Origin of the sequence: Amycolatopsis endophytica (genome assembly GCF_013410405.1) — a bacterium.
Lineage (GTDB): Bacteria > Actinomycetota > Actinomycetes > Mycobacteriales > Pseudonocardiaceae > Amycolatopsis_E > Amycolatopsis_E endophytica.
Genome location: NZ_JACCFK010000001.1, coordinates 431,830 through 453,783 on the forward strand (window position 1 = coordinate 431,830; position 21,954 = coordinate 453,783).

Annotated in this window: 27 protein-coding genes; 9 read left to right on the plus strand and 18 right to left on the minus strand. The window is 71.6% G+C overall.

Going from position 1 to position 21,954, the window contains the following annotated elements; genetic code table 11:
* Nucleotides 1-246 precede the first annotated feature (246 nt).
* Genes HNR02_RS02095 through HNR02_RS02105 form a run of 3 tightly spaced genes read right to left on the minus strand, consistent with a single transcriptional unit; the run spans nucleotide 247 to nucleotide 2,454 of the window.
* Nucleotides 247-1,014, minus strand: a complete 768-nt coding sequence (locus tag HNR02_RS02095; RefSeq protein WP_179771537.1) for an MBL fold metallo-hydrolase — start codon at nucleotides 1,012-1,014, stop codon at nucleotides 247-249.
* Between the two features lie 19 nt (nucleotides 1,015-1,033).
* Complete coding sequence (gene murI, locus HNR02_RS02100) at nucleotides 1,034-1,834, minus strand: glutamate racemase (RefSeq protein ID WP_179771538.1); 801 nt, start codon at nucleotides 1,832-1,834, stop codon at nucleotides 1,034-1,036.
* Nucleotides 1,831-2,454, minus strand: coding sequence for a rhomboid family intramembrane serine protease (locus HNR02_RS02105; protein ID WP_179771539.1), 624 nt, complete (start codon nucleotides 2,452-2,454; stop codon nucleotides 1,831-1,833). The genes murI and HNR02_RS02105 overlap by 4 nt, the downstream gene beginning before the upstream one ends.
* 101 nt (nucleotides 2,455-2,555) lie before the next feature.
* On the opposite strand from HNR02_RS02105, the gene HNR02_RS02110 reads away from it, so the two are divergent.
* Nucleotides 2,556-2,915: a group I truncated hemoglobin gene (locus HNR02_RS02110; protein ID WP_179771540.1), complete on the plus strand. Its 360-nt coding sequence runs from the start codon at nucleotides 2,556-2,558 to the stop codon at nucleotides 2,913-2,915.
* A gap of 53 nt (nucleotides 2,916-2,968) precedes the next feature.
* On the opposite strand, the gene HNR02_RS02115 is transcribed toward HNR02_RS02110, so the two are convergent.
* The 6 genes from HNR02_RS02115 to clpS all read right to left on the minus strand — a co-directional run bounded on the left by HNR02_RS02115 (nucleotide 2,969) and on the right by clpS (nucleotide 6,590).
* Complete coding sequence (locus HNR02_RS02115; RefSeq protein WP_179771541.1) at nucleotides 2,969-3,919, minus strand: PLP-dependent cysteine synthase family protein; 951 nt, start codon at nucleotides 3,917-3,919, stop codon at nucleotides 2,969-2,971.
* 3 nt (nucleotides 3,920-3,922) lie between these two features.
* The gene (locus HNR02_RS02120) at nucleotides 3,923-4,201 is read right to left on the minus strand and encodes a MoaD/ThiS family protein (protein ID WP_179771542.1); all 279 of its coding nucleotides are present in this window, start codon (nucleotides 4,199-4,201) and stop codon (nucleotides 3,923-3,925) included.
* A 54-nt stretch (nucleotides 4,202-4,255) separates the two neighbouring features.
* Nucleotides 4,256-4,672, minus strand: coding sequence for a M67 family metallopeptidase (locus tag HNR02_RS02125; protein ID WP_179771543.1), 417 nt, complete (start codon nucleotides 4,670-4,672; stop codon nucleotides 4,256-4,258).
* A 78-nt stretch (nucleotides 4,673-4,750) separates the two neighbouring features.
* A complete protein-coding gene (locus tag HNR02_RS02130) occupies nucleotides 4,751-5,740 on the minus strand; it encodes a P1 family peptidase (RefSeq protein WP_179771544.1) in 990 nt (329 codons plus the stop codon).
* Nucleotides 5,737-6,294 carry a DUF2017 domain-containing protein gene (locus tag HNR02_RS02135; protein WP_179771545.1) on the minus strand — a complete coding sequence of 186 codons (558 nt, stop codon included), beginning with the start codon at nucleotides 6,292-6,294 and terminating at the stop codon, nucleotides 5,737-5,739. Before HNR02_RS02135 ends, HNR02_RS02130 begins: the two co-directional genes overlap by 4 nt.
* Nucleotides 6,291-6,590 (minus strand): ATP-dependent Clp protease adapter ClpS, encoded by a 300-nt coding sequence (gene clpS / locus HNR02_RS02140; RefSeq protein WP_179771546.1) that lies wholly within the window; start codon nucleotides 6,588-6,590, stop codon nucleotides 6,291-6,293. Before clpS ends, HNR02_RS02135 begins: the two co-directional genes overlap by 4 nt.
* Nucleotides 6,591-6,687: 97 nt before the next feature.
* Between clpS and HNR02_RS02145 the strand changes: the two genes are divergently transcribed.
* From HNR02_RS02145 to HNR02_RS02155, 3 genes are read left to right on the plus strand one after another with little or no spacing between them, the layout of a single operon-like run.
* Complete coding sequence (locus HNR02_RS02145; protein WP_179771547.1) at nucleotides 6,688-7,992, plus strand: nicotinate phosphoribosyltransferase; 1,305 nt, start codon at nucleotides 6,688-6,690, stop codon at nucleotides 7,990-7,992.
* The gene (locus HNR02_RS02150; protein WP_179771548.1) at nucleotides 7,992-8,561 is read left to right on the plus strand and encodes an isochorismatase family protein; all 570 of its coding nucleotides are present in this window, start codon (nucleotides 7,992-7,994) and stop codon (nucleotides 8,559-8,561) included. Before HNR02_RS02145 ends, HNR02_RS02150 begins: the two co-directional genes overlap by 1 nt.
* Complete coding sequence (locus HNR02_RS02155; RefSeq protein WP_179771549.1) at nucleotides 8,561-9,220, plus strand: bifunctional 4-hydroxy-2-oxoglutarate aldolase/2-dehydro-3-deoxy-phosphogluconate aldolase; 660 nt, start codon at nucleotides 8,561-8,563, stop codon at nucleotides 9,218-9,220. Before HNR02_RS02150 ends, HNR02_RS02155 begins: the two co-directional genes overlap by 1 nt.
* On the opposite strand, the gene HNR02_RS02160 is transcribed toward HNR02_RS02155, so the two are convergent.
* On the minus strand, nucleotides 9,217-9,867 hold the full coding sequence (locus HNR02_RS02160; RefSeq protein WP_179771550.1) for a choice-of-anchor P domain-containing protein: 651 nt from the start codon (nucleotides 9,865-9,867) through the stop codon (nucleotides 9,217-9,219). The genes HNR02_RS02155 and HNR02_RS02160 overlap by 4 nt on opposite strands.
* A 164-nt stretch (nucleotides 9,868-10,031) precedes the next feature.
* Between HNR02_RS02160 and HNR02_RS02165 the strand changes: the two genes are divergently transcribed.
* Nucleotides 10,032-12,077 carry an ATP-dependent DNA helicase gene (locus tag HNR02_RS02165; protein WP_179771551.1) on the plus strand — a complete coding sequence of 682 codons (2,046 nt, stop codon included), beginning with the start codon at nucleotides 10,032-10,034 and terminating at the stop codon, nucleotides 12,075-12,077.
* Here the strand turns inward: HNR02_RS02165 and HNR02_RS02170 are convergent, their stop codons facing one another.
* The 5 genes from HNR02_RS02170 to ctaD are packed head-to-tail and all read right to left on the minus strand — an operon-like array spanning nucleotide 12,078 to nucleotide 17,138.
* The gene (locus HNR02_RS02170) at nucleotides 12,078-12,914 is read right to left on the minus strand and encodes an SDR family oxidoreductase (RefSeq protein ID WP_179771552.1); all 837 of its coding nucleotides are present in this window, start codon (nucleotides 12,912-12,914) and stop codon (nucleotides 12,078-12,080) included.
* A 22-nt stretch (nucleotides 12,915-12,936) separates the two neighbouring features.
* Entirely contained in the window at nucleotides 12,937-13,332 is a 396-nt protein-coding gene (locus HNR02_RS02175; RefSeq protein WP_179771553.1) for an OsmC family protein, read from the minus strand.
* 20 nt (nucleotides 13,333-13,352) lie between these two features.
* The gene (locus HNR02_RS02180) at nucleotides 13,353-14,108 is read right to left on the minus strand and encodes a peptidyl-tRNA hydrolase (RefSeq protein ID WP_179771554.1); all 756 of its coding nucleotides are present in this window, start codon (nucleotides 14,106-14,108) and stop codon (nucleotides 13,353-13,355) included.
* Nucleotides 14,105-15,328, minus strand: a complete 1,224-nt coding sequence (gene serB / locus HNR02_RS02185; RefSeq protein WP_179771555.1) for a phosphoserine phosphatase SerB — start codon at nucleotides 15,326-15,328, stop codon at nucleotides 14,105-14,107. The genes HNR02_RS02180 and serB overlap by 4 nt, the downstream gene beginning before the upstream one ends.
* A gap of 28 nt (nucleotides 15,329-15,356) precedes the next feature.
* Nucleotides 15,357-17,138, minus strand: a complete 1,782-nt coding sequence (gene ctaD, locus HNR02_RS02190) for an aa3-type cytochrome oxidase subunit I (protein WP_179771556.1) — start codon at nucleotides 17,136-17,138, stop codon at nucleotides 15,357-15,359.
* Between the two features lie 111 nt (nucleotides 17,139-17,249).
* Here ctaD and HNR02_RS02195 point away from each other — a divergent pair, with 111 nt between their 5' ends.
* On the plus strand, nucleotides 17,250-18,293 hold the full coding sequence (locus HNR02_RS02195; protein ID WP_312860877.1) for a phosphotransferase: 1,044 nt from the start codon (nucleotides 17,250-17,252) through the stop codon (nucleotides 18,291-18,293).
* On the opposite strand, the gene HNR02_RS02200 is transcribed toward HNR02_RS02195, so the two are convergent.
* Complete coding sequence (locus HNR02_RS02200) at nucleotides 18,256-19,008, minus strand: alpha/beta fold hydrolase (protein ID WP_179771557.1); 753 nt, start codon at nucleotides 19,006-19,008, stop codon at nucleotides 18,256-18,258. The genes HNR02_RS02195 and HNR02_RS02200 overlap by 38 nt on opposite strands.
* A gap of 40 nt (nucleotides 19,009-19,048) precedes the next feature.
* Between HNR02_RS02200 and HNR02_RS02205 the strand changes: the two genes are divergently transcribed.
* Nucleotides 19,049-19,558, plus strand: a complete 510-nt coding sequence (locus HNR02_RS02205; RefSeq protein ID WP_179771558.1) for a GNAT family N-acetyltransferase — start codon at nucleotides 19,049-19,051, stop codon at nucleotides 19,556-19,558.
* On the opposite strand, the gene HNR02_RS35230 is transcribed toward HNR02_RS02205, so the two are convergent.
* Entirely contained in the window at nucleotides 19,555-19,854 is a 300-nt protein-coding gene (locus HNR02_RS35230) for an Rv1322 family protein (protein ID WP_312860878.1), read from the minus strand. The two genes, HNR02_RS02205 and HNR02_RS35230, sit on opposite strands and share 4 nt — an antisense overlap.
* 77 nt (nucleotides 19,855-19,931) lie before the next feature.
* Here HNR02_RS35230 and HNR02_RS35235 point away from each other — a divergent pair, with 77 nt between their 5' ends.
* The gene (locus tag HNR02_RS35235) at nucleotides 19,932-20,204 is read left to right on the plus strand and encodes a hypothetical protein (protein WP_246338480.1); all 273 of its coding nucleotides are present in this window, start codon (nucleotides 19,932-19,934) and stop codon (nucleotides 20,202-20,204) included.
* 410 nt (nucleotides 20,205-20,614) lie between these two features.
* Nucleotides 20,615-20,818 (plus strand): SbtR family transcriptional regulator, encoded by a 204-nt coding sequence (locus tag HNR02_RS02215; RefSeq protein ID WP_179771172.1) that lies wholly within the window; start codon nucleotides 20,615-20,617, stop codon nucleotides 20,816-20,818.
* An 8-nt stretch (nucleotides 20,819-20,826) separates the two neighbouring features.
* On the opposite strand, the gene HNR02_RS02220 is transcribed toward HNR02_RS02215, so the two are convergent.
* Complete coding sequence (locus tag HNR02_RS02220; RefSeq protein WP_179771559.1) at nucleotides 20,827-21,951, minus strand: alkaline phosphatase family protein; 1,125 nt, start codon at nucleotides 21,949-21,951, stop codon at nucleotides 20,827-20,829.
* Between the last annotated feature and the right edge of the window lie 3 nt (nucleotides 21,952-21,954).

Below are 21,954 nucleotides of genomic sequence, written 5' to 3' on the forward strand. Positions count from 1 at the left end.
TTCCGGCAGTTGCGGACGGGTGGCGCGGACCGGACGGCAGCCGCGGTGGTCCTCGTCGCGGGTGCGGTCCTGCTGGTCACGCAGACCCCGGGCGGAATCAGCGTCATCGAGGTCAGCCTGCTCACCGGGCTGGTGTCGGCGGGGGCCGCGGAACCGGCCGCCACCGCCGCCGTGCTGGGCTACCGGTTGCTGTCCTGCTGGCTCGTCACCCCGGTCGGGCTGGTCTGCTGGGCCGCGCTGCGGCGGTCAGATGTCGTGGACCGCGCCCCGCTCGGCGAGGGTCGCGCCGGGGAAGGCCGCCCGCGCCTCGGCGAGGACGGCGTCACGGTCGCTCCACGGTGCGACGTGGGTGACGAGCAGCCGTTGCACTCCCGCGTCCCGCGCCAGCTCGCCCGCCTGCTTCCCGGAGAGGTGCACGCCCGGCGGCCGTTCCGGCGCGTCCGTCCAGGACGCCTCGGCCAGCAGCACGTCGGCGCCGCGGACCAGGTCGGCGAGGGCGTCGCAGGGGCCGGTGTCGCCGGTGTAGGCGAGCGTCCGGCCGGCGTGGCGCACCCGTAGCCCGAATGCCTCGGTCGGGTGGTCGACGGGGACCGCGGTGACCTCGAACGGGCCGATCTTCACCGGTTCGGCCGACAGCGCGTGGAACTCGTAGACGTCGGACAGGTCGGTCTCGGCCAGTTCGGTTTCGTTCGGTGCATAGGCCATCGCCAGCCGGACCGGCGCGTTGTCCGGCGCGTGCACCGGGAGCCGCCGCGCGGTCGTGTCGTGGGGCGGCGCCGGGTGGTAGCGGCGCAGGACCGTCAGCGCGCTGACGTCCGCGCAGTGGTCCGGGTGCAGGTGCGACAGCACCAGCGCACCGAGGTCGAACGGGTCACGCCGCTGCTGCAACTCGGCGAACACGCCGTTGCCGAACTCCAGCCCCAGCTGGAAACCGTCCGCTTCGAGCAGGTACCCGGACGCGGGCTCGCCCGGGCCGGGAACACTGCCCGAGCAACCGAGAATCGTCAGTCGCACGAGATCACACCCTGCCAGCTCACGCGCTGATCGGCGAGAGCACGCCGGGTGCGAATCCCATGAACCGCTGCGCGAGGCGCACGAACGGCTCCGGCGAACCGGTCGCGACGAACTCGTGCTGGGGCGGTGTGTCCCGTTCGGCCAGCATGTCCTGTTCGGTGAGCACACGGACCACGTCCTTCGCGGTCTCCTCGGCGCTGGAGACGAGCGTGACGTCCGGGCCCATCACGATCTGCAGGACGCCGGTCAGCAGCGGGTAGTGCGTGCAGCCCAGCACCAGGGTGTCGACCTCGGCGCGCAGCAGCGGTTCGAGGTACCCCTGCGCGAGCCCGAGCACCTGCCGTCCGGAGGTCACTCCGCGCTCGACGAAGTCGACGAACCGGGGGCAGGCGACGCTGGTGACCGATACGTCGCGGGCCGCCGCGAAGGCGTCTTCGTAGGCGCGCGAACGGATGGTCCCGGCCGTCCCGATCACTCCGATCCGACCCGTGTGGGTGGCCGCGACGGCCCGCCGCACGGCCGGGAGCACGACCTCGACCACCGGCACGTCGTAGCGCTCGCGGGCGTCGCGCAGACACGCCGCGGAGGCCGTGTTGCAGGCGATGACCAGCGCTTTCACACCGCCCGCGACGAGATCGTCGAGCGCGGCGAGCGCCAGTTCCCGCGCCCTGGCGATGGGCAGCGGGCCGTACGGGTTGTGCGCGGTGTCGCCGACGTAACGCAGCTGCTCGGACGGCAGCTGGTCCAGGATCGCGCGGGCGACCGTGAGGCCCCCGACTCCGGAATCGAATACACCGATCGGGGCCTCACGACTGCTCACGGTTCCGAGGGTACCGCCCGCTTCCGGTTCGCCCGCGCCGCGAACCAGGCGGCGAGGATCCCGCCGAGCGCCCCGAACAGGTGCGCCTGCCACGAAATCCCGGGCTGGCCGGGCAGCACGCCCCACAGCATCCCGCCCCACCCGATGATCAGCACCGCCGCGATCACGATCTGGGCGAACGCCCGGTTGAACAGGCCGCGCACCAGCAGGTACGCCAGCCAGCCGAAGGCCAGCCCGGACGCGCCGATGGTGATCGTGCCCGCTCCCCCGGTCAGCCACACGCCCAGCCCGCTGACCAGCCAGATCGTGGCCGTCACCAGCGCCCACCTGGCGACGCCGCCCGCCATCGCGAGGAAGGCGAACACCAGGACCGGCAGGGTGTTCGCCAGCAGGTGCGACCAGCTGCCGTGCAGCAGCGGCGCCCACGCGACGCCGTCCAGCCCGTCGAGCGAGCGCGGCAGGATGCCCTGCGCGTCGAGGCGGTTGTTCAGCGCGACGTCCACGGCCTCCACGAGGTACAGCAGAGCGGTGAAGGCCAGCACGACGAGCGCGGCGGTCTTCGGCTTCGGCGGGAGGACGCGCTTCGCCTGGTCGGCGGGCGGTGCGGGCAGCGTGCTCATGACTCCACGGTAGGAGCGGCCGCGCGGGACGGGATCGGGAGAAAACCCTGAATTGACCTCGGTCTTACGTCGGGGAAACCGCGCCCCGGTTCGCTGGGGACATGACGAGCATCTACGAGCAAATCGGCGGACAGGACGCGCTCATCGCCGTCGTCGACGACTTCTACGAGCGGGTACTCGACGACGCCGAGCTGGCCCCCTTCTTCACCGGCACCAACCTGCCCCGGTTGAAGGGCATGCAAGTCGAGTTCTTCGCCGCCGCTCTCGGCGGGCCGGACGAGTACCGGGGCCGCTCCATGAAGGACGTGCACCGCGGCCGCGGCATCGCCCAGCATCACTTCGACCTGGTCGCCAAGCACCTCACCGAAGCGCTGCTGGCCGCGGGCGTGCCCGAGGACACCACGAGCACGATCATCGGTGCCGTCGCTCCGCTGTCCGCCGACATCGTCTCCCCCGCCTGACGCGCGGAAGCCCCTTTCCCGGCCGTGGGAAAGGGGCTTCCGTGTGCGTGTGGTCAGGCCCAGAGCTGCCCGTCGAGGCGTTCGGCGGCCTCGTCGACGCTGCCGCTGTACGCACCGGTCGACAGGTACTTCCAGCCGGCGTCCGCGACGATGAACGCGATGTCCGCCTTCTCGCCCTTGGCGGCGACCTTCTCGGCCGTGCCGAGCGCGGCGTGCAGCACCGCGCCGGTGGAGATCCCGGCGAAGATGCCCTCGTGCTCCAGCAGCTCACGCGTGCGGCGCAGCGCGTCATAGGCGCCCACCGAGTACCGGCCGTTGAGCACCTCGGGGTCGTACAGCTCCGGCACGAACCCCTCGTCGAGGTTGCGCAGCCCGTACACGAGCTCGCCGTAGCGGGGCTCGGCGGCGATGATCTGCACGTCCGGCTTCTGCTCGTGCAGGTACCGGCCGACGCCGACCAGCGTGCCCGTCGTGCCGAGGCCACCGACGAAGTGGGTGATCGTCGGCAGGTCCTTGAGCAGCTCGGGACCGGTGCCGCGGTAGTGCGCGTCCGGGTTGGCCGGGTTGCCGTACTGGTAGAGCATCACCCAGTCCGGGTTCTTCTCGGCCAGTTCCTTCGCGCGCCGGACGGCCTCGTTCGAGCCGCCCGCGGCGGGCGAGAACACGATCCGCGCGCCGTAGGCCTGCAGCAGCTGCTTGCGCTCGGACGAGGTGTTTTCCGGCATCACGCAGATCAGGCCGTAGCCCTTGAGCTTGGCGGCCATGGCCAGCGAGATCCCGGTGTTGCCCGAGGTCGGCTCCAGGATCGTGGAGCCTCGGCGCAGCCTGCCCTCGCGCTCGGCGGCCTCGATCATCGCCAGCGCGGGCCGGTCCTTGATGGAGCCGGTCGGGTTGCGGTCCTCCAGCTTGGCCCACAGGCGCACGTCGTGCGTCGGGGACAGCCGCGGCAACCCCACCAGCGGCGTGCCGCCGAGCGCGTCGAGCAGCGATTCGTAACGGGCCATGGCCTAGCGGGCGCCGCCGGCCACCGCGGGCAGGATGGTGACGGTGTCGCCGTCCTTGACCTCGGCGTCCAGACCGCCGGCGAAGCGCACGTCCTCGTCGTTGACGTAGACGTTCACGAAGCGGTGGAGCTTGTCCTCCTTGACCAGGCGGGCCTTGAGACCACCGTGGCGGGACTCGATGTCGTCGATCACCTCGGACACGGTCTTGCCGGACGCCTCGACCGACTTCTGACCATCCGTGTGCGTACGCAGGATGGTGGGGATGGACACGGTCACGGCCATGGGTAACTACCTCCGCTTGGGTTTCTTCCAGGTCTGACGTCTGCCCGCCTGGCGTTATTCCGTGATCTCCACGGGCTCTTCGGTGACGACCCCGTCCACGATCCGGTACGACCGGAACTCGTGCGTCTCGGCGTCGCGGGTGGAGACCAGCACGTAGTGCGCGTCGGGCTCGGAGGCGTAGGACACGTCGGTGCGCGACGGGTAGGCCTCGGTCGCGGTGTGCGAGTGGTAGATGACGACCGGGACCTCGTCCTTGGCGTCCATCTCGCGGTAGAGCTTGAGCAGGTCACCGGAGTCGAACTCGTAGAACGTCGGCGAGCGCGCCGCGTTCAGCATGGGGATGAACCGTTCGGGGCGGTCGGAGCCCTCGGGACCGGCGATCACGCCGCACGCCTCGTCCGGGTGGTCCCGGCGGGCGTGGGCGACGATCTCGTCGACGAGTTCACGGCGGATCCGAAGCACGACCGACATCTTACGTGCCGGACACCGGGGGTTCACAGAGTGAGACTGCGCACGCCAGGCGCGCCCGGGTGCGCGAGGCCACCCGCGTTACGCGAACGCCTCCGGCCACACGTCCCGGTAGGACGGCACCCCCGCGACGCCCTGCGCGCTCAGCAACCCGTGCACGCAGGCGCGCGCGAAGACCCGCGCCGCCGCGGCACACAGCTCGTCCAGAGCCGCCGCGCGGGTCGTGACCGCGAACGGGCCCGCGGCGGACGGCAGTTCCCGCGCGCCGGTGGCCAGGGAGAACACCGTGTCACCGTCGAACATCGAGTGCGCGGGCCGCACCGCGCGCGCCAGCCCGTCCTGCGCCGCGACCGCCAGCCGGCGGCACTCGGCCTTGGACAGGTCCGCGTCCACCGCCACGACGCCGATCGTGGTGTTCAGGTCCACCGGCTGTCCCGGCACCGATCCCGCCCGGTCCGGCCAGCGGACCCCGAATTCGCCGCCCACCTCGTGGTCCGCCGCGAACGCGCGCCCCGACTCGAAGTCCACCGCCTCGCCGCGCGCGTTGACCACGGCCAGCGCGCCGACCACGAAATCGCCCACCCGCTCGCTGGCCGAACCCACGCCGCCCTTGAGCGAACCGACCATCGCACCGGCTCCGGCACCGACGGAACCCTGGTCGAACGAAACGTCCGCCGCCTCGCAGGCCGCGTACCCGAACGACGAATCCGGCCGGTTGCCCCAGTCGCCGCGCGGCAGGTCGAAGATCACCGCGCCCGGCACGATCGGCACCACCTCGTGCGGTTCGGCCCCGACCTGGAACCCGCGGTCCTGCCCGGCCAGCCAGCGCATCACCCCGTCGGCGGCCGCGAGACCGTACGCGCTGCCACCGGACAGGCACACCGCGTCGACGTGCCGGACCAGGTTCTCCGGTTCGAGCAGGTTCGTCTCCCGCGTCCCCGGCGCCCCGCCGCGCTGGTCGACCGCGCCGGTGGTGCCCGGCGGCGCCAGCACCACCGTCGTCCCGGTCGCCCAGCCCTCGCCGATCCGGTCGTGGTGCCCGACGAGCACCCCGGGCACCTCGGTGATCATGCGGTCAACGCCTGGACCAGGCTCTCCTGCACCCAGGTCAGCCAGTGGTAGACGCCGAGATGCGGCGAGCGCGGATCGTCCTCGGGCAGTTCGTCGGGCATGTCCTCGTTGACGTCCAGCGCGGTGCCCAGTGCCAGCCGCACGTCGTTGAGGGCGGACAGCCACGCGTCGGCCTGTTCGTAGGTCAGCTTCACGTCGCCGCCGTCGCGCGGCAGGGTCTCCATGACCACCGTCGCCACGCCGACCTTCGCGTCCACCAGCTCCGGCTCGTGCAGCGACCGCAGCGCGCTCGCCGAGTCCAGCACCTCCTGGGTCGGCTGGTCCGGGTCGATCTTGTGGTAGTCGGGCAGCAGCCGGGACAGCACCGGATCGTCCGGCGACTGCGACGGGCCCGTGCGGATGCCGGTCAGCTCGGACAGCGGATCCTGCGGCGCCTCCTCGGCGCGGGCCCGCAGCATGTCTTCGAGCTGGCTCACCAGACCGCGCAGCACCGCGGCCTCCTGCTGCTCGAACCCGGCGTGCATGCGGCCGCCCTTGCGCTGCCAGCCCCTCACGACGTGTGCTCCATCGTCGCCCACAGGCCCGCCGCGTGCAGTCTCGTCACGTCGCCCTCGACCTTTTCCTTCGAACCCGAGGACACGATCGCGCGCCCCTTGTGGTGCACGTCGAGCATCAGCTTGGTGGCGTGGTCGCGGCTGTATCCGAACAGCTTCTGGAACACGTACGTCACGTACGACATCAGGTTCACCGGGTCGTTCCAGACGATCGTCTGCCACGGCTTGTCCTCGGCACCGGCTTCGGCACCGACTGGTTCAACCTGCGTCTGTTCGGATGCGACAGGCGTGGTCATGCGACCCATGGTGTCACGGAACCGGCACACCGTGATGTGGTGGTGGGTCTGTTCGGGTGATTCGGCCGAACGCGCAACTACCTCATAGTCTGAACCCATGGGTTTCCCCGACGCGCACGGCAGCACCGCCCTGCTGACCGACCACTACGAACTCACCATGCTGGGCAGCGCGCTCGCCGACGGCACCGGCGACCGGCAGTGCGTGTTCGAGGTGTTCGCCCGCAGGCTGCCTGCCGGGCGCCGCTACGGCGTGGTCGCGGGCACCGCGCGGGTGCTGGACGCCATCACCGACTTCCGGTTCACCGACGCCGAGATCGACCAGCTCGCCGCCACCGCGGTCGTCGACGACGACACCCTGTCGTGGCTCGCGAACTACCGGTTCAGCGGTGACGCCGACGGTTACCCCGAGGGCGAGCTGTACTTCCCCGGCTCACCGATCCTCACCGTGCGGGGGTCCTTCGCCGAGGGTGTCCTGCTGGAGACCGTCGCGCTGTCGATCCTCAACCACGACAGCGCGATCGCTTCCGCCGCCGCGCGCATGTCCTCGGCCGCGCACGGCAGGCCGATCATCGAGATGGGCGGCCGCCGCACGCACGAGATGGCCGCCGTCGCCGCCGCGCGCGCCGCCTACATCGGGGGGTTCGCCACCACCTCGAACCTGGAGGCCGGCCGCCGCTACGGCATCCCGACCCGTGGCACGGTCGCGCACGCGTTCATGCTGCTGCACGACAGCGAGGAGGACGCCTTCCGCGCGCAGGTCGAGAAGATGGGCACCGACACCACCCTCCTGGTCGACACCTACGACATCACCCGCGGCATCGAGACCGCGGTGCGCGTCGCGGGCACCGAGCTGGGCGCGATCCGCATCGACTCCGGTGACGTGGGCGTGCTGGCCCGCAAGGCCCGCGAACAGCTGGACTCGCTCGGCGCGCGGGACACCCGGATCGTGGTGTCCGGCGACCTCGACGAACACGCGATCGCGGCACTGCGCGCCGAACCGGTCGACGCCTACGGGGTGGGCACCTCGGTGGTCACCGGATCGGGCGCACCGACCGCGGGCATGGTCTACAAGCTGGTCGAAGTCGATGGCCGCCCGGTCGCCAAGCGCAGCGAGAACAAGGCTTCGCGCGGTGGCGCGAAGTCCGCGCTGCGCCGCCACAAGCCCACCGGGACGGCGACCGAGGAGGTCGTGTACGCCGCCGGGCAGCGGCCCGAGGCAGGCGAACACGATCGTGAGCTGCCGATCCCGCTGGTGCGCGGCGGGAAACCGGTCGACGACCTGCCGACGCTCGACGACAGCCGTCAGCGGCTGCGGGACGGCCTGGTCAGCCTGCCGTGGGAGGGCCTCAAGCTCTCCGGCGGTGAACCCGCGATCCCCACCGTGTTCCCCCAGGAGGCCTGATGAGCCGGGCACTGATCGTCGTCGACGTCCAGAACGACTTCTGCGAAGGCGGTTCGCTGGCCGTCGCGGGCGGCGCCGAGGTGGCCGCGAAGATCACCGGGCACCTCGCGCGTGGCGGGTACTCGGCGGTGGCCGCGACCCGCGACTACCACATCGACCCCGGCGCGCACTTCAGCGAGAACCCGGACTACGTGCGCTCGTGGCCGCGGCACTGCGAAGCCGGCACACCGGGCGCGTCGTTCCACCCCGCGCTGGACGTCGGCCCGGTCACCGCGGTCTTCTCGAAGGGCCAGTACAGCGACGGCTACTCCGGCTTCGAAGGCCACACCGACGCCGGCGAGAAGCTGGTGGACTGGCTGCGCGAGCGGCGGATCACCGACGTCGACGTGGTCGGCATCGCGACCGACCACTGCGTGCGGGCCAGCTCGCTGGACGCGCGCGAGGCCGGGTTCTCGGTGCGCGTCCTGCTCGACCTGACCGCCGGTGTCGCACGGGAGACCGTGGACAAGGCGCTCGACGAGCTGCGCGCGGCGGACGTGGACCTCGTCGGCACCCCGCGGGTCGGCTGATGCGCACGGTGCTGCGGAAGCACAACAACCGCTTCCGGGAACGGCTGGCCACCAGCCGGGTGATGGCGATCCTCCACGCGGAGGAACCGTCCTGGTTCGCCGACGCGGCGCAGGTCGTCCACGAGGCGGGCATCCGCGTCATCGAAACGGATCTGTCGACGCCGGGCGCGCTGGACGCGATCGGGATCCTGCAGGCCGAGCTGGGTGAGGAGGCGTTGATCGGCGCGGGTGGGGTGCGCACCGTGGCCGGCGTGGACCGGTGCGCGGCGGCCGGGGTGGACTTCATCGCGACCACGACGTTCTGGCCGGACGTGCTGTGGCGGGCGCAGGAGTACGCGTTGCCGGTCGTGTGCGGGGCGCTCACCCCGACCGAGATCGACACGGCCTGGCGGTACGGGCCCGCCGCGGTGAAGGTGTTCCCGGTGGGCACCTCCGGCGGCGCGCGGTACCTGGAGGAGGTCTCCGCGACCCTGCCGGAGGTGCCGCTGGCGCCCGCAGGCGGCGTCGAGCTGTCCGATGTGGACGACTACCTCGGCGCGGGCGCCGTCGCCGTCGGGGTCGGCTCGGCCCTGTTCGGCGACGCGCTCGAAGGCGGACGGCTCGACGAGCTGGCGAAACGCGCGTCCCGTCTCACCGCGATCGCCGACCGGTACGCCTAACGGCCGTACGGCGAGCAGCTCGCCGACCCGACCAGTATGTCGCCGGAGGCCGGTCCACCCTGCGGGAACAGCTTGATGTGCAGGGCGTTGGTCGTCAGGCTGCCGTCCGCGGGCGTCGGGACCACCAGTTCGTTCAGGACCACCTCCGCCATCGGCGGCGCGTCCGGCGTGGCGCCGGGAATGGTGACCACGTGGTTCGGCGGGATGCTCTGCGGCACCGTGATCCCCGTGACCGTGCCCAGTTCCATGGAGCCGTTGCTGCCGTTGGCCGTGGTGTTGCAGCCCGCGCCGAACGTCCTCGCCTTGATCACCGGCCCGCCGAACTGCTCCAGCACGCTGGTCTCGAACCGCTGACCGGTCACCTTGACGCTCGCGGTGCCGTCGGCGTTGCGGGTGCAGGTGGTCTCGCCGAGGCCGTACTTGGTCTTCGTGCCGACGGTGATGGGGTCGGTGCGGTTGGACGGGGTGGTGTCGACGGCACACGGCGCGATCGGGTCGGAGTGCGCTGTCATGCCCTCGACCGTGATGTCCGCCGCGCCCACGGAACCGGCGCCGGTCGCGCCCTGCTGCGCCTGCGCGCTCGCCTGAACCGCCACCAGACCACCCAACAGCGTTGCCACCGTCACGATCTTCCTGGCCCGCCTCATGAGCCGCTCCTTTCGTCCAGCCGGGGAATCCCTCCTCGAAATCGGCAGGCGGCGCGGCGAGCCTGACCCACCCGGGCGGATGCCACCCGGACGAGTGGATCTCGGACCTGCCGATCGCGGGGCGGCGGCCCGGTCCTGTCGGTGAGCCCCGGTACCGTGTCCTGGTGGCCGTCCGAACTGCGTTCCCCGGTGTCAACGAGCTCCTCACGACTGCTGTCGAGGCGCTCGGCGGTGCGGAGCGCCCTGGCCAGGTCGAGATGGCGGAGGCGGTCGGCCGCGCGGTCCGCACGGGTGAACACCTGGCCGTCCAGGCGGGCACCGGCACCGGGAAGTCGCTGGCCTACCTCGTGCCCGCGATCCGGCACGCGGTCGAGAAGGACACCACGGTGGTCGTGTCGACGGCGACCATCGCGCTGCAGCGCCAGCTCGTCGACCGTGACCTTCCGCGGCTGGCGAAGGCGCTCAAGAAGCCGCTGGGCCGCACGCCGACGTTCGCGATCCTCAAGGGCCGCCGCAACTACCTGTGCCTGCACCGGCTCGATTCCGGCGCGCCGGAGGAGCCCGAGGATCCGGGCCTGTTCGACCCGTTCGCGGTGTCCCGCATGGGCAAGGAGGTCACCCGGCTGCGCGAGTGGTCCTCCGACACCGAGACCGGCGATCGCGACGAGTTGGTGCCCGGCGTGTCCGAGCAGGCCTGGCGGCAGGTGTCGGTCACGGCGAAGGAATGTCTCGGAGTGTCCCGGTGCCCGATCGGCCAGGACTGCTTCGCGGAGAAGGCGCGGGGCGAGGCGGGCAAGGCGGACGTGGTGGTCACCAACCACGCGCTGCTGGCCATCGACGCGCTGCAGGGCTACCAGGTGCTGCCCGACCACGACCTGGTGATCATCGACGAGGCCCATGAGCTGGTCGACCGCGTCACCTCCGTGGCGACGGGCGAGCTGACGTCCTCGGCGGTCGCGGTGGCGGTACGGCGCTGCGGGAAGCTGATCGACGCCGACACGGCCGACCGGCTGCAGGAGGCGAGCGAAGGTCTAGCGATGATCCTGGAGGACATGCCGTCCGGGCGGATGGACACGCTGCCGAAGGCGCTGGGCGGAGCGGTCACGGCGGTGCGGGACGGCGCGCACGCGTGCCTGTCGGCGCTGGGGTCCGACCGCAAGGAGGACGTGGACGAGGCCACCGCCCGCAAGCTCGCGCGCTCGCAGCTGGAGGAGGTGCACGACACCGCGGTGCGGCTGCTCGACGCGTTCGGGGAGGACACCGCGCACCAGCGGGACGTGGTGTGGCTGTCCAACGACAAGTTCTCGTTCAGCAGCCGCCCGCCGATGCTGCACGTCGCGCCGTTGTCGGTGGCGGGCCTGCTGCGGGAGCGGGTGTTCGCGCAGAAGACGACGGTGCTGACGTCCGCGACGCTGGCGCTGGGCGGCGCGTTCGACACGCTGGCCAGGCAGTGGGGGTTGCCGCCGTCGCAGGCGAAGGTGATGCGCGCGGAGGGCGCGGCCACGGAAAAGGCCGCGCCTGCCGACGACGACGAGCTGAAGTGGTCGGGTCTCGACGTCGGGTCGCCGTTCGACCATCGCCGCAACGGCATCCTGTACATGGCCAAGCACCTGCCGCCGCCCGGCCGGGACGGTCTCGCCGACAGGACGCTGGACGAGATCGCGGAACTGATCCGCGCCGCCGGTGGGCGCACGCTGGGCCTGTTCTCGTCGATGCGCGCGGCGAAGCAGGCGACCGAGGAGCTGCGGGATCGCGTGAAGTTCCCGATCCTGTGCCAGGGCGAGGACGCGACCTCGCTGCTGGTGAACAAGTTCGCGGAAGACCCGCGAACCTGCCTGTTCGGGACGTTGTCGCTGTGGCAGGGCGTGGACGTGCCAGGGCCGTCGCTGCAGCTGGTGATCGTCGACCGGATCCCGTTCCCGCGGCCCGACGACCCGGTGTCGTCGGCACGGCAGCGCGCCGTGGAAGCACGCGGGGGCAACGGTTTCCTGACGGTGGCGGCGACACACGCGGCGCTGCTGCTGGCGCAGGGCACCGGCCGCCTGCACCGGTCCGTGGGTGACCGCGGCGTGGTGGCGGTGCTCGACTCGCGTCTGGCGACGGCCCGCTACGGCGGTTTCCTGCGCTCCTCGCTCCCGCCGTTCTGGCCGACCTTCGACCCCGAGGTCGCCAAGGCCGCGCTGCAGCGCCTGGACGCCGCGGCGGGCTGATCAACCGAACACGGCGGCGTGGCGCCGCACGAAATCGGCCACGCCCAGGGGTGCCCGGCCGGTCAGGTCCGCCACCGTCGAGGTGACCTTGCCGGCCCCGCCATCACGGTAGGCACGCGCCACCTCGATGAGGATGTCGACCTGGAACTGCGGCATCCCGCGGCCGAGCATCGCCGCGCGGATCTGGTCATCGGGGAGACCCACGTAACGCACCGGCTTGCCCAGGACGTCCGAGAACACCGACGCGGCCTCGTCGTAGGTCAGCGCCTCCGGACCGGTGAGGTCATGGACGCGGCCGTCGTGCCCCTCGGTGGTCAGCACATGCGCGGCCACCCGAGCGACGTCCTCGGCGTCGATGAAGCTGATCGGCGCGGTGATCAGCGGGAAGCTGAACTCGCCCGTCGCGTGGATCGAGTGCTGGCGCAGGAAGTTCTGCAGGTAGAAGTTGGGGCGCAGCACGGTCCACGGCAGACCGGACGCGGTCAGCGCCTCTTCGACCGGATGGTGCAGCCGCGCGATCGGGGTCAGCCGCTCGTCCGCGCGCCAGACCGACAGCTTGACCACCCGCACGTCCGCCTTCTGGGCGGCCCGCACCAGGTTCAGTTCCTGCGCCGTCTGGTCCGGCCCCGTCGCGCCGACCAGGAAGACCGCGCCGACCCCGTGCAACGCGGGGCCGAGGGTTTCCGGTACGCCGAGATCCAGCGTGACAGCGTCGTTCTCCCGCGCCGTCCGGCGTGGATCACGGTAGGCGGCGCGGACCGGAGTCCCGACGGCACGCAGATGGGCGAGCAGCGCGGTACCGACGTTCCCGCTCGCACCGGTCACCAGAATCGTCATCGAACCCCCAGTTCGTCGATCCTCAGCCGGCGAAGCCCTCCGTCACCGGGATGCCCTTCTTGAGGGTCCGCGACACGGTGCACAGCCGCTCGATGGCCCTGTCCACCGCCGTCACGAGCTTCGCCCGTTCTTCATCATCCAGGCCGGACAGGTCGACGTCGAACAGGAGGTGCACGGCGTCCAGTTCCCACGCTCCCTCGCGCCGGTCGGCGTCCACCGTGACGCGCAGGGGTGCGTCGGTCCGGCGGGTGATCAGCTCCTCGGCCGTCACCGCCGCGCACCCCGCCGCCGCGATCTGCAGCAGCTCGGCCGGGGAGAACGCGTCCGGCGCGCCCTTGCGGCCGATCCGCACCGACGCGCCGCGCTCGTTGCGGCCGACGAACTCGTGCTCTGCCTCGCGGCGGACGTCCAGGCCCACAGGCGCTCCTTGGATCGGGGTCAGCGCCACTGGGCGAGGACCGTGACGGTGCCGGGATCGACCTCGGTGAACCCGGCATCGCGCACGGCGACGACCCGCCGCGTACGCCAGGCCCCGGCCGGATCGTCACCCGGGTGCAACTGCTTCCACTGGGCCACGGTCGCGGTCCGCACCGCGCACGCGTACCCACGCTCGGCCCAGGCGGCCAGCTCATCGTCGCTCAGCAGCGACGCGAGAATCATCGTGCCGTGCCCCACCTGCGCCGACGCCTTGCCGACGGTCATGCTCACCTCGGGGTTGAGCAGCAACAGCGGCAGATCGTCCGGCGCGGGACCGGGCTCGTCGGGCGGCAGGTCGCTGCCCGAGATCTGCAGACGGCTGATCTCCTTCGGCACGTCCACGACACGGCCTGGCACGAGCGCCCGCGCTTGGGCGCCGCCGACCGTCACCGTGACGCCGGGAAAGTCCTGCGCCGCAACCCAGTGCGCACCCCGGGCCCGGCGCGAGACCTTGCGAATGTGGCCGGACACCCAGTCGCGCACCGGTTCGTGCCACTCCCCGCCCGGGCGGGCACGCTCGTCCAGGCACACCGCGAGCGCGGCGATCGCCGCCGCTTCGAGCAGCGGCGTGCGGGAGGGCGGTTCGGCCTTGTCCAGGCGCAGGATCACCGGCATCGCCCGGACCTCCTCGGGCGACGCCTCCGGCAGCGCGGTCTCCTCCGCGGGCAGCCCGAGCCACGTGGCGTACCGGGCGGCCAGCGGCGCCAGCACGCTCATGGCCGGGCGAGCGAGAGGCCGTCGGCCGCGTCGGCGGCCTCGACCTCCGCGCGGCTGACGCCGAGGACGAACAGCACCGCGTCGAGGTACGGATGCGACAGCGCGGTGTCGGCGACCTCGCGCAACGCGGGCTTCGCGTTGAAGGCGACACCCATCCCTGCCGCCTTGAGCATGTCGATGTCGTTGGCCCCGTCGCCGACGGCCACGCACTGGGCGAGCGGGATGCCGTAGTGGTCGGCGAAACGACGCAGCGCCGTCGCCTTCCCCTCGCGGTCGATGATCTCGCCGACGACCCGGCCGGTCAGCTTGCCGCTGACGACCTCCAGTTCGTTGGCCGCGACGAAGTCGAGACCGAGGTCGTCCGCGATCGGCCGGATGATCCGGGTGAACCCGCCGGACACGACACCGCAGCGGAACCCGAGCCGCTTGAGTGTGCGGACCGTGGTGCGCGCGCCGGGGGTCAGCTGGATCGACGCGGCCACGTCGTCGAGCGTCGACTCGGAGAGCCCGGCCAGCAGGCCGACTCGCCGTTCGAGCGATTCGGTGAAGTTCAGCTCGCCACGCATGGCGGCCTCGGTGATCTCGCGGACCTTCGGCTCGACGCCGACGTGCGCGGCCAGCATCTCGATGACCTCGCCCTGGATGAGGGTCGAGTCCACGTCGAACACGATGAGCCGCTTGGCCCGGCGGGCGAGCCCGCCACGCTCGATCGCGATGTCCACGCCACCCGCGGAGGCGACGTCCGCGACCGCGGCCCGCAGCTCCGTGTCGGCGTGCTCGGTGTCCTCGGCGACCGAGAGGTGCACTTCGAGCCCGGTGACCGGATAGTCGGCGATGCGGCGGATCGCGTCGATGTTGGCGCCGAGCGCGGCCAGCCTGCCGGCGAACTCGGTGAACGCCCGCGCGGTCAGCGGCCGCCCGAGGATCACGGCGACGTGTGTCGAACCCTGCCGGGCGGGTGCGAACGGGTCCTCCCCGATCGCGTCCCCGACCCGGACGTCGACGTGCATGGCCACGCTGGCCATCGCCTGCTCGACGGACTCCTGCAGGCCCTCCGGATCGTCCGCCACCGCGACCAGCACACCGAGGGTGAGCCTGCCGCGGATGACGACCTGTTCGACGTCGAGCATCTCGACCCCGTGCCGCGTGAGAGCGGCGAAGAGGACCGACGTGACGCCGGGTTTGTCCGGCCCGGTGGTCGTGATCAGGACCGGCGTCATGGCGTTGTTCCTACCCGGACGCCGCGGATCACTGCTCGCTCGCGTTGTCCTTGTCGTGGTCGCCCGGGATGACCGCGTCGGTGAGGGCCTGCGACGGGGCCTTGACCCCGGCGTGGACCTTCGGCTTGCCGAAGAAGCCGATCTCACCCTCGTGGTGCATCCGCTCGACCATGTGCGGGTAGTGCAGCTCGAACGCGGGCCGCTCGGACCGGATCCGGGGCAGCTCGGTGAAGTTGTGCCGCGGCGGCGGGCACGAGGTGGCCCACTCCAGCGAGTTGCCGTAGCCCCACGGGTCGTCCACCGTGACGAGCTCGCCGTAGCGGTAGCTCTTGAACACGTTGTAGATGAACGGCAGGGTCGACGCGCCCAGGATGTAGGCCCCGATGGTCGAGATCGTGTTCAGTGTGGTGAAGCCGTCGCTGGCCAGGTAGTCGGCGTAGCGGCGCGGCATGCCCTCGGCACCCAGCCAGTGCTGGACCAGGAACGTGCCGTGGAAGCCGAGGAACGTGGTCCAGAAGTGGAGCTTGCCCAGCTTCTCGTCGAGCATCCGTCCGGTGATCTTCGGGAACCAGAAGTAGATGCCCGCGAAGGTGGCGAACACGATCGTGCCGTAGAGCACGTAGTGGAAGTGCGCCACCACGAAGTAGCTGTCCGACACGTGGAAGTCGATGGCCGGTGCGGCCAGCAGGATGCCGGTCAGACCACCGAAGAGGAAGGTGACGAGGAAGCCGACCGAGAAGATCATCGGCGTCTCGAAGCTCAGCTGGCCCTTCCACATGGTGCCGATCCAGTTGAAGAACTTCACCCCGGTCGGGACCGCGATCAGGAAGGTCATGAAGGAGAAGAACGGCAGCAGCACGGCGCCGGTGGCGTACATGTGGTGCGCCCACACCGCGACCGACAGCGCCGCGATGGCCAGCGTCGCGAAGACCAGGCCCTTGTAGCCGAACACCGGTTTGCGCGAGAACACCGGGATGATCTCGGAGACGATGCCGAAGAACGGCAGCGCGACGATATACACCTCGGGGTGCCCGAAGAACCAGAACAGGTGCTGCCAGAGGATCACGCCACCGGTGGCCGGATCGAACACGTGCGCCCCGATGTGCCGGTCGGCCATCAATCCCATCAGCGCCGCGGTGAGGATCGGGAAGGCGAGCAGCACCAGGATGCTGGTGATCAGGATGTTCCAGGTGAAGATCGGCATCCGGAACATGGTCATGCCGGGCGCGCGCAGGCAGACGATGGTGGTGACCATGTTGACCGCACCCAGGATGGTGCCCAGACCGGAGACGGCGAGACCGGCGATCCACATGTCCGCGCCGATGCCCGGCGAGTGGATGGCGTCGGAGAGCGGGGTGTAGGCGAACCAGCCGAAGTCGGCGGCGCCACCCGGCGTGAGGAAGCCCGCCACGACGATGAGGCCGCCGAAGAGGTACAGCCAGTAGGAGAAGGCGTTGAGCCGCGGGAACGCCACGTCCGGCGAACCGATCTGCAGCGGCATGACGAAGTTCGCGAAACCGAACAGGATCGGCGTCGCGTACAGCAGCAGCATGATCGTGCCGTGCATGGTGAACAGCTGGTTGTACTGCTCCTGCGACAGGAACTGCTGTCCAGGGCGCGCCAGCTCGGTGCGGATCAGCATCGCCATCGCGCCGCCCACCATGAAGAAGGCGAACGACGTGACCAGGTACATGATGCCGATCTGCTTGTGGTCCGTCGTGCGGAACAACCGCAGCAGCAACGAACCCTTGGCCTCCTGTCGCGCCGGGTAGGGACGCGTGACAATCGGCTGCGGGGCTACGGCTGTCACTCCTGCCTCCAAGTTCTGCTTCGCTCTCGTCACCGGCCGCGGCGACGCGACCAGTCCGGATCGTATCCCTCGCCCCCGACACAGGTGCGCACCGGCTGGGAAGATCACGCCATGGGAGACCGCTGCGTCACCGCCGCCGTGGCCGCCGCGGTCGAGGTCGGGAACCGGTTCCACCTGCCGACGGAGTTCCCGGAAGTGCTGGCTACGCACTCGAACGTGCTGGTGAGGCTGGGTGCGGTGGTCGCGAGGGTCCCGGCGACGACGCTGGTCGCGCGGCCCGGGGTCCTCCCGTCGCTGGCGCGCGAAGTGGCACTGTCGTCGTTCCTCGGACGGAAGGACGCACCGGTCATTCCGCCCTTCGAAAGCCCAGGTCCGCACCTTGCCGCCGGCCTCCCGGTGACACTGTGGCGTTTCACACGTCACGACCCGGACCACCTCTTCTCCCCCGCCGAGGTGGCCTGGTCGCTGGCCGAGCTGCACGCCGCGCTGCGGGAGTTCCCCGGTGAACTGGACGCGCCCGGCCCGCTCGCCGAGGCCCGGTCCTGGATCGAGCGGCTGGATCTGCCCGCCGAGCTGCTCGACGAGGTCGCGGAAGTGGAGGCGGACCTGCCTGTCGTGCGGGTGCGGGCCCTGCACGGCGACGCGCACGCCGGCAACCTGCTGGCGACCGGGAGCGGGCCGCGGTGGCTCGACTTCGAGGACACCTGGGCCGGACCGGTCGCGTGGGACCTGGCATGCCTGGCCGGGTCGGCCCGGCTCGACGGCCGGGCCGCGGTCGCCGCCTATCCGGATGCGCCTTCGCCGGACGAGCTGGCGCCGTGGATGCGGCTGCGCGGGCTGTTCGGGGTCTGCTGGCGGTTCGTGATCGCGCACCGGTTTCCCGAGCGGCTGCCGGAAGCATGGGCTGAGCTGCGGGGATTCAAAACTGTCGGGGGTTGGCGTCAGCGTTCGCGGCATGGATGGACAGCGGAATCCGGCCGCATTGCGCGGCGAGCGCAGGCCGTGCGCGCCCCGGCGAGGTGCCCTCGTTCCGGAAGCGGATCCGGGCACGGCTCGCCGAGCCACCCGGCCCTCCGCGATCAGCCGTCACCGGTATCCACCGTGAAGCCACCCGGGCTCAGGCGAACGGCCACCACCCGAGGATCGACTCGGTGACCATGGCTGGCGCCTCCAGTGGTGTGAGGTGCCCGGCCTGCGGGACCACCACCAGCTCGCCGCGCGGCAGTGATTCCGCCATCGCGCGGGCGGCGTCCGGTGGGGTCAGGGCGTCCTCCTCCCCCACGACCACCAGCGCGGGCACGTCGGCACCGGCCAGGAGCGATGTCGAGTCGGGGCGGGCGGCCATCGCCCGCGCCGCCCACGCCACCCCGGCGCCCTGCTGGCTGTCGATCAGGTCGCGCACCGTCTCGACCACGTCGGGGCGGGTCTCGCGGGTCTCGGCGCTGAGCAGGTTCGGCAGCATCGACTCGGCGAGCCAGCCGGACACGCCCTCCGTCTCGGCGCGCCGGGCCAGCTCGTGGCGGGTCCGGGCGGCCTCCGGGGTGTCCGCGGTGGACTTGGTGTCGATGAGGACCAGCCCGGCGACGCGTTCCGGCGCGGCCCGCAGCGCGGCCATCGTCAGGTACCCGCCCATCGAGCAGCCGCCGAGCACGACCTGGTCGAGTTCGAGCCGGTCGAGCAGCGCGATCAGGTCACGGGCCGCGTGGTCCAGGCTGGGTTCGTGCGCGGATTCCGGCAGCGCCGTGCGGCCGAGCCCGCGCTGGTCGGGCGTGATCAGGCGGTGCCGCGTGGTGATGCCGTCGCGCAGCGGCTGCCACATGCGGGCGTCCACCGGGAAGGCGTGCAGGAGAACCAGGGGAAGATCAGCCATACCGCAGATTGTGCTGGACCGGGCGCGCTAACGTCGCGGGGTGAGCGTCGAGTGGCGGGAGATCCGCACGGACCGCCTGCTGCTGCGGGCGCTGGACCCGGACGACCGGGACGACGTGGTCGAGATCCAGACGGACCCGCGGACCAACGTGCACCACCCGGGTCCGCCGGGTGTCGACGAGACCGAGGTCAAGCTCACCGCCTGGCTCGAGCACTGGAAGGCGCACGGGTTCGGCTACGTCGCCGTCGTGGCACTGGACTCGCGCGAGGTGGTGGGCATCGGCGGGCTGCAGCACCTGGAGTTCGGCGGGGTGCGGTTGCTCAACCTCTACTACCGCTTCCGGCCGGAGGCGTGGGGACGCGGCTACGCGACCGAGATGGCGACGGCCGTCGTGGAGTGGGCCGAGCGCGAGATGCCCGAGTTGCCGGTGCAGATCAGTGTGAACATCGCGAACGCGCCGTCGCTGCGGGTCGCCGAACGGCTCGGGTTCACCGCCTACACCGAAACCTTCTACGACGGCGCCGTGTCACGCCACTTCCGTCGGCTCTAGAAGCGCTTGCGGGTGGGGCCGCGGCGAGTGCGGGCCTGCCAGCACGCCCGATGCCAGTGCCTGCGGTCCGACACCGAGCCCAGTTCGTCGGCGGGCCAGGCGACCACGTGCGGTACGCCGGGCTGGATCTCGTGGTCGCAGCCGGGGCAGCGGTAGACCTTCGTCGCCTGGCTGCCGGGCACGCTGCGCACCAGCCAGTCGCCGTCCGTACCGGACTCGGCGTGCGCCCAGCCGGCAGCCGCCCCGGTGCGGTCGGCGCCGGGGCGGCCACGGTCCGGTCGGTTGCGGCGGGGCACCCGGCCACGGTATCGCCTGCGCGGCGCGGTCCGCGTCGCGCCGGAAGGTGAGTGCCACCACGAAGGTGAGGCACGCGATGACGACCGAACCGGTGAAGGCTGCGGTCATCCCCCAGACCAGCACGTCGTGCGGCGAGCCGGTGAGATCGCGGGTGACGGTGCCGAAGATCGTCACCAGGATGGCCAGCCCGAGCGTCGCGCCGGTCTGCTGCATCGTCTGCAGCACGCCACCGGCGGCACCGGCGTCCGACGCGGGCACGCTGCCCATGATGATCACGTTCAGCGGCGCGAACGCCAGTCCCATGCCCAGTCCCGTCAGGACCATCGGGCCGAAGAAGAAGTTCGCATAGGCAGCGGCCCGGTTGCGGTCGGCGAACAGGCGCAACGGCAGCAGTGGTTGCGCGCTGCGGGTTTCGACGACGAGGAATACCCCAATCAGGACGGCACCGGCGATCAGCGAGGTCAGCGTCAGCGCGCCCGTCCAGCCCGGATCGGCGGCGCGGATGAAGCCGTAGACCAGCGCGGCGACACCGACCGTCCCGGTCACGGCACCGGGCAGGTCGAGCCGGGCACGCGGGTCGGTGATGGTCGTGGTGAGCAGGGCGAGCGTGCTCGGTCCGGCCGCGGCCGCGCCGAGGCCCTGCACGATCCGGCCGACGATCAACCAGGTCGCCGGCGCGTCCGCCGAGCAGCAGCAGGCCACCGAAGACCAGGGGCTAGCCAGCTCAGCGAGGCCGCGGTGAACCCGAGGTCGGCCTGAATGCGGGGCGGCGCGACGTTCACGACGGTGATGAACAACGCCGCCGAGGTGCTCACCCGCGCGCAGGAGGCGGGCTCCGTGCGCCGGGACCTGCGGCCGCGCGACCTGCTCCTGCTCGGGCGCGGGGTGGGCGTCGCCGCGGAGGGCGACGACGAAACGGCCGAACGGCTGATCGCCGTGATGCTGCACGGGCTCCGCGCCTGACCGCGGCCTCAGCCGCGGGCGACGGCCAACGGGACCAGCAACTCGGCCGACGTCAGCGAACCGTGCTGACCGATCAGCGCCGACTCCAACGGCTCCGCCGTCCGGCGCAGCACCCCGAACTCACCCCGCGCCGCGGCCACCACATCACCGAACCGGGGGCGCACGCGGTCACTGACCCGCGGCCCGAACCAGCCCGCGGCGATCGCCTCGTCGCGGCTGGCCACCCAGGCCCGCTCCCCCAGGGTCGCGCGCCACGCGGCCAGCACGTCGGCCTCCGCACCGTCCTCCGTGTAGACGTGGCGCACCCGCGGATCGCCGCCCAGGGCCCGTACTCCGGACCGCAGCTCCGGTGCGCCGTCGAAGTCGATCACGGTGTCGTCGAGCGCCACCATGCCGTGATCGGCCACCACCGCCAGCACCCGCCCGGGCGGCAGACCGTCCACAAGCGACTCCACCATCCGGTCGACCTGCCGCAGCTGCATCACCCACGCCGTCGATCCCGGCCCGTAACGGTGACCGAGTTCGTCGAGCTGGCTGTGGTAGGCGAAGCAGAACCCCGGCGAGGAGGTCAGCGCCCGCAACGTCTCCGCGACCAGGTCGCCCATCGCGTGGACCCCGCGGTAGTCCCCGCCCCGCTGCACCGCCTTCGTCAGCGGCGTTGTGGCGAACCTGGCGTCGTTCACCACGACCGCCGCGACCCCGGCCGCGGCCGCGCGCTCGAAGGTCGTCGGCAGCGGCTGGACCACCTCCGGGTCCAGGTCCAGCTCGCCCCGGCCGGGGTGGCTGCGCCAGGTCAGCGCGTTGAGCACCCCGCATCCGGGCACCTCGAAGGTGTAGCCCGCCATGCCGTGCTCACCCGACGCCAGCCCGGTGCCGATCGCGCCCAGTCCGGCGGCGGTGGTCGACGGGCAGCCGACCGTGAGCGTCGACTTCGCGAGCGCGGCCAGCACCGGTGCGTCGTCGGCGTGGGCGCGCAACAGCTCCGCGCCAAGACCGTCGATCAGCAGCACGCACGCACCCGCGTTGTCCGGCAGGCCGAGGGTGTTCACACAGCCGGGCACCCCCAAGGTGGCGAGAACGGAGGGGACGACTTCGGCGAGGTGCCCCTGACCGGGCAGCGCTGGCAGCTCCACGGG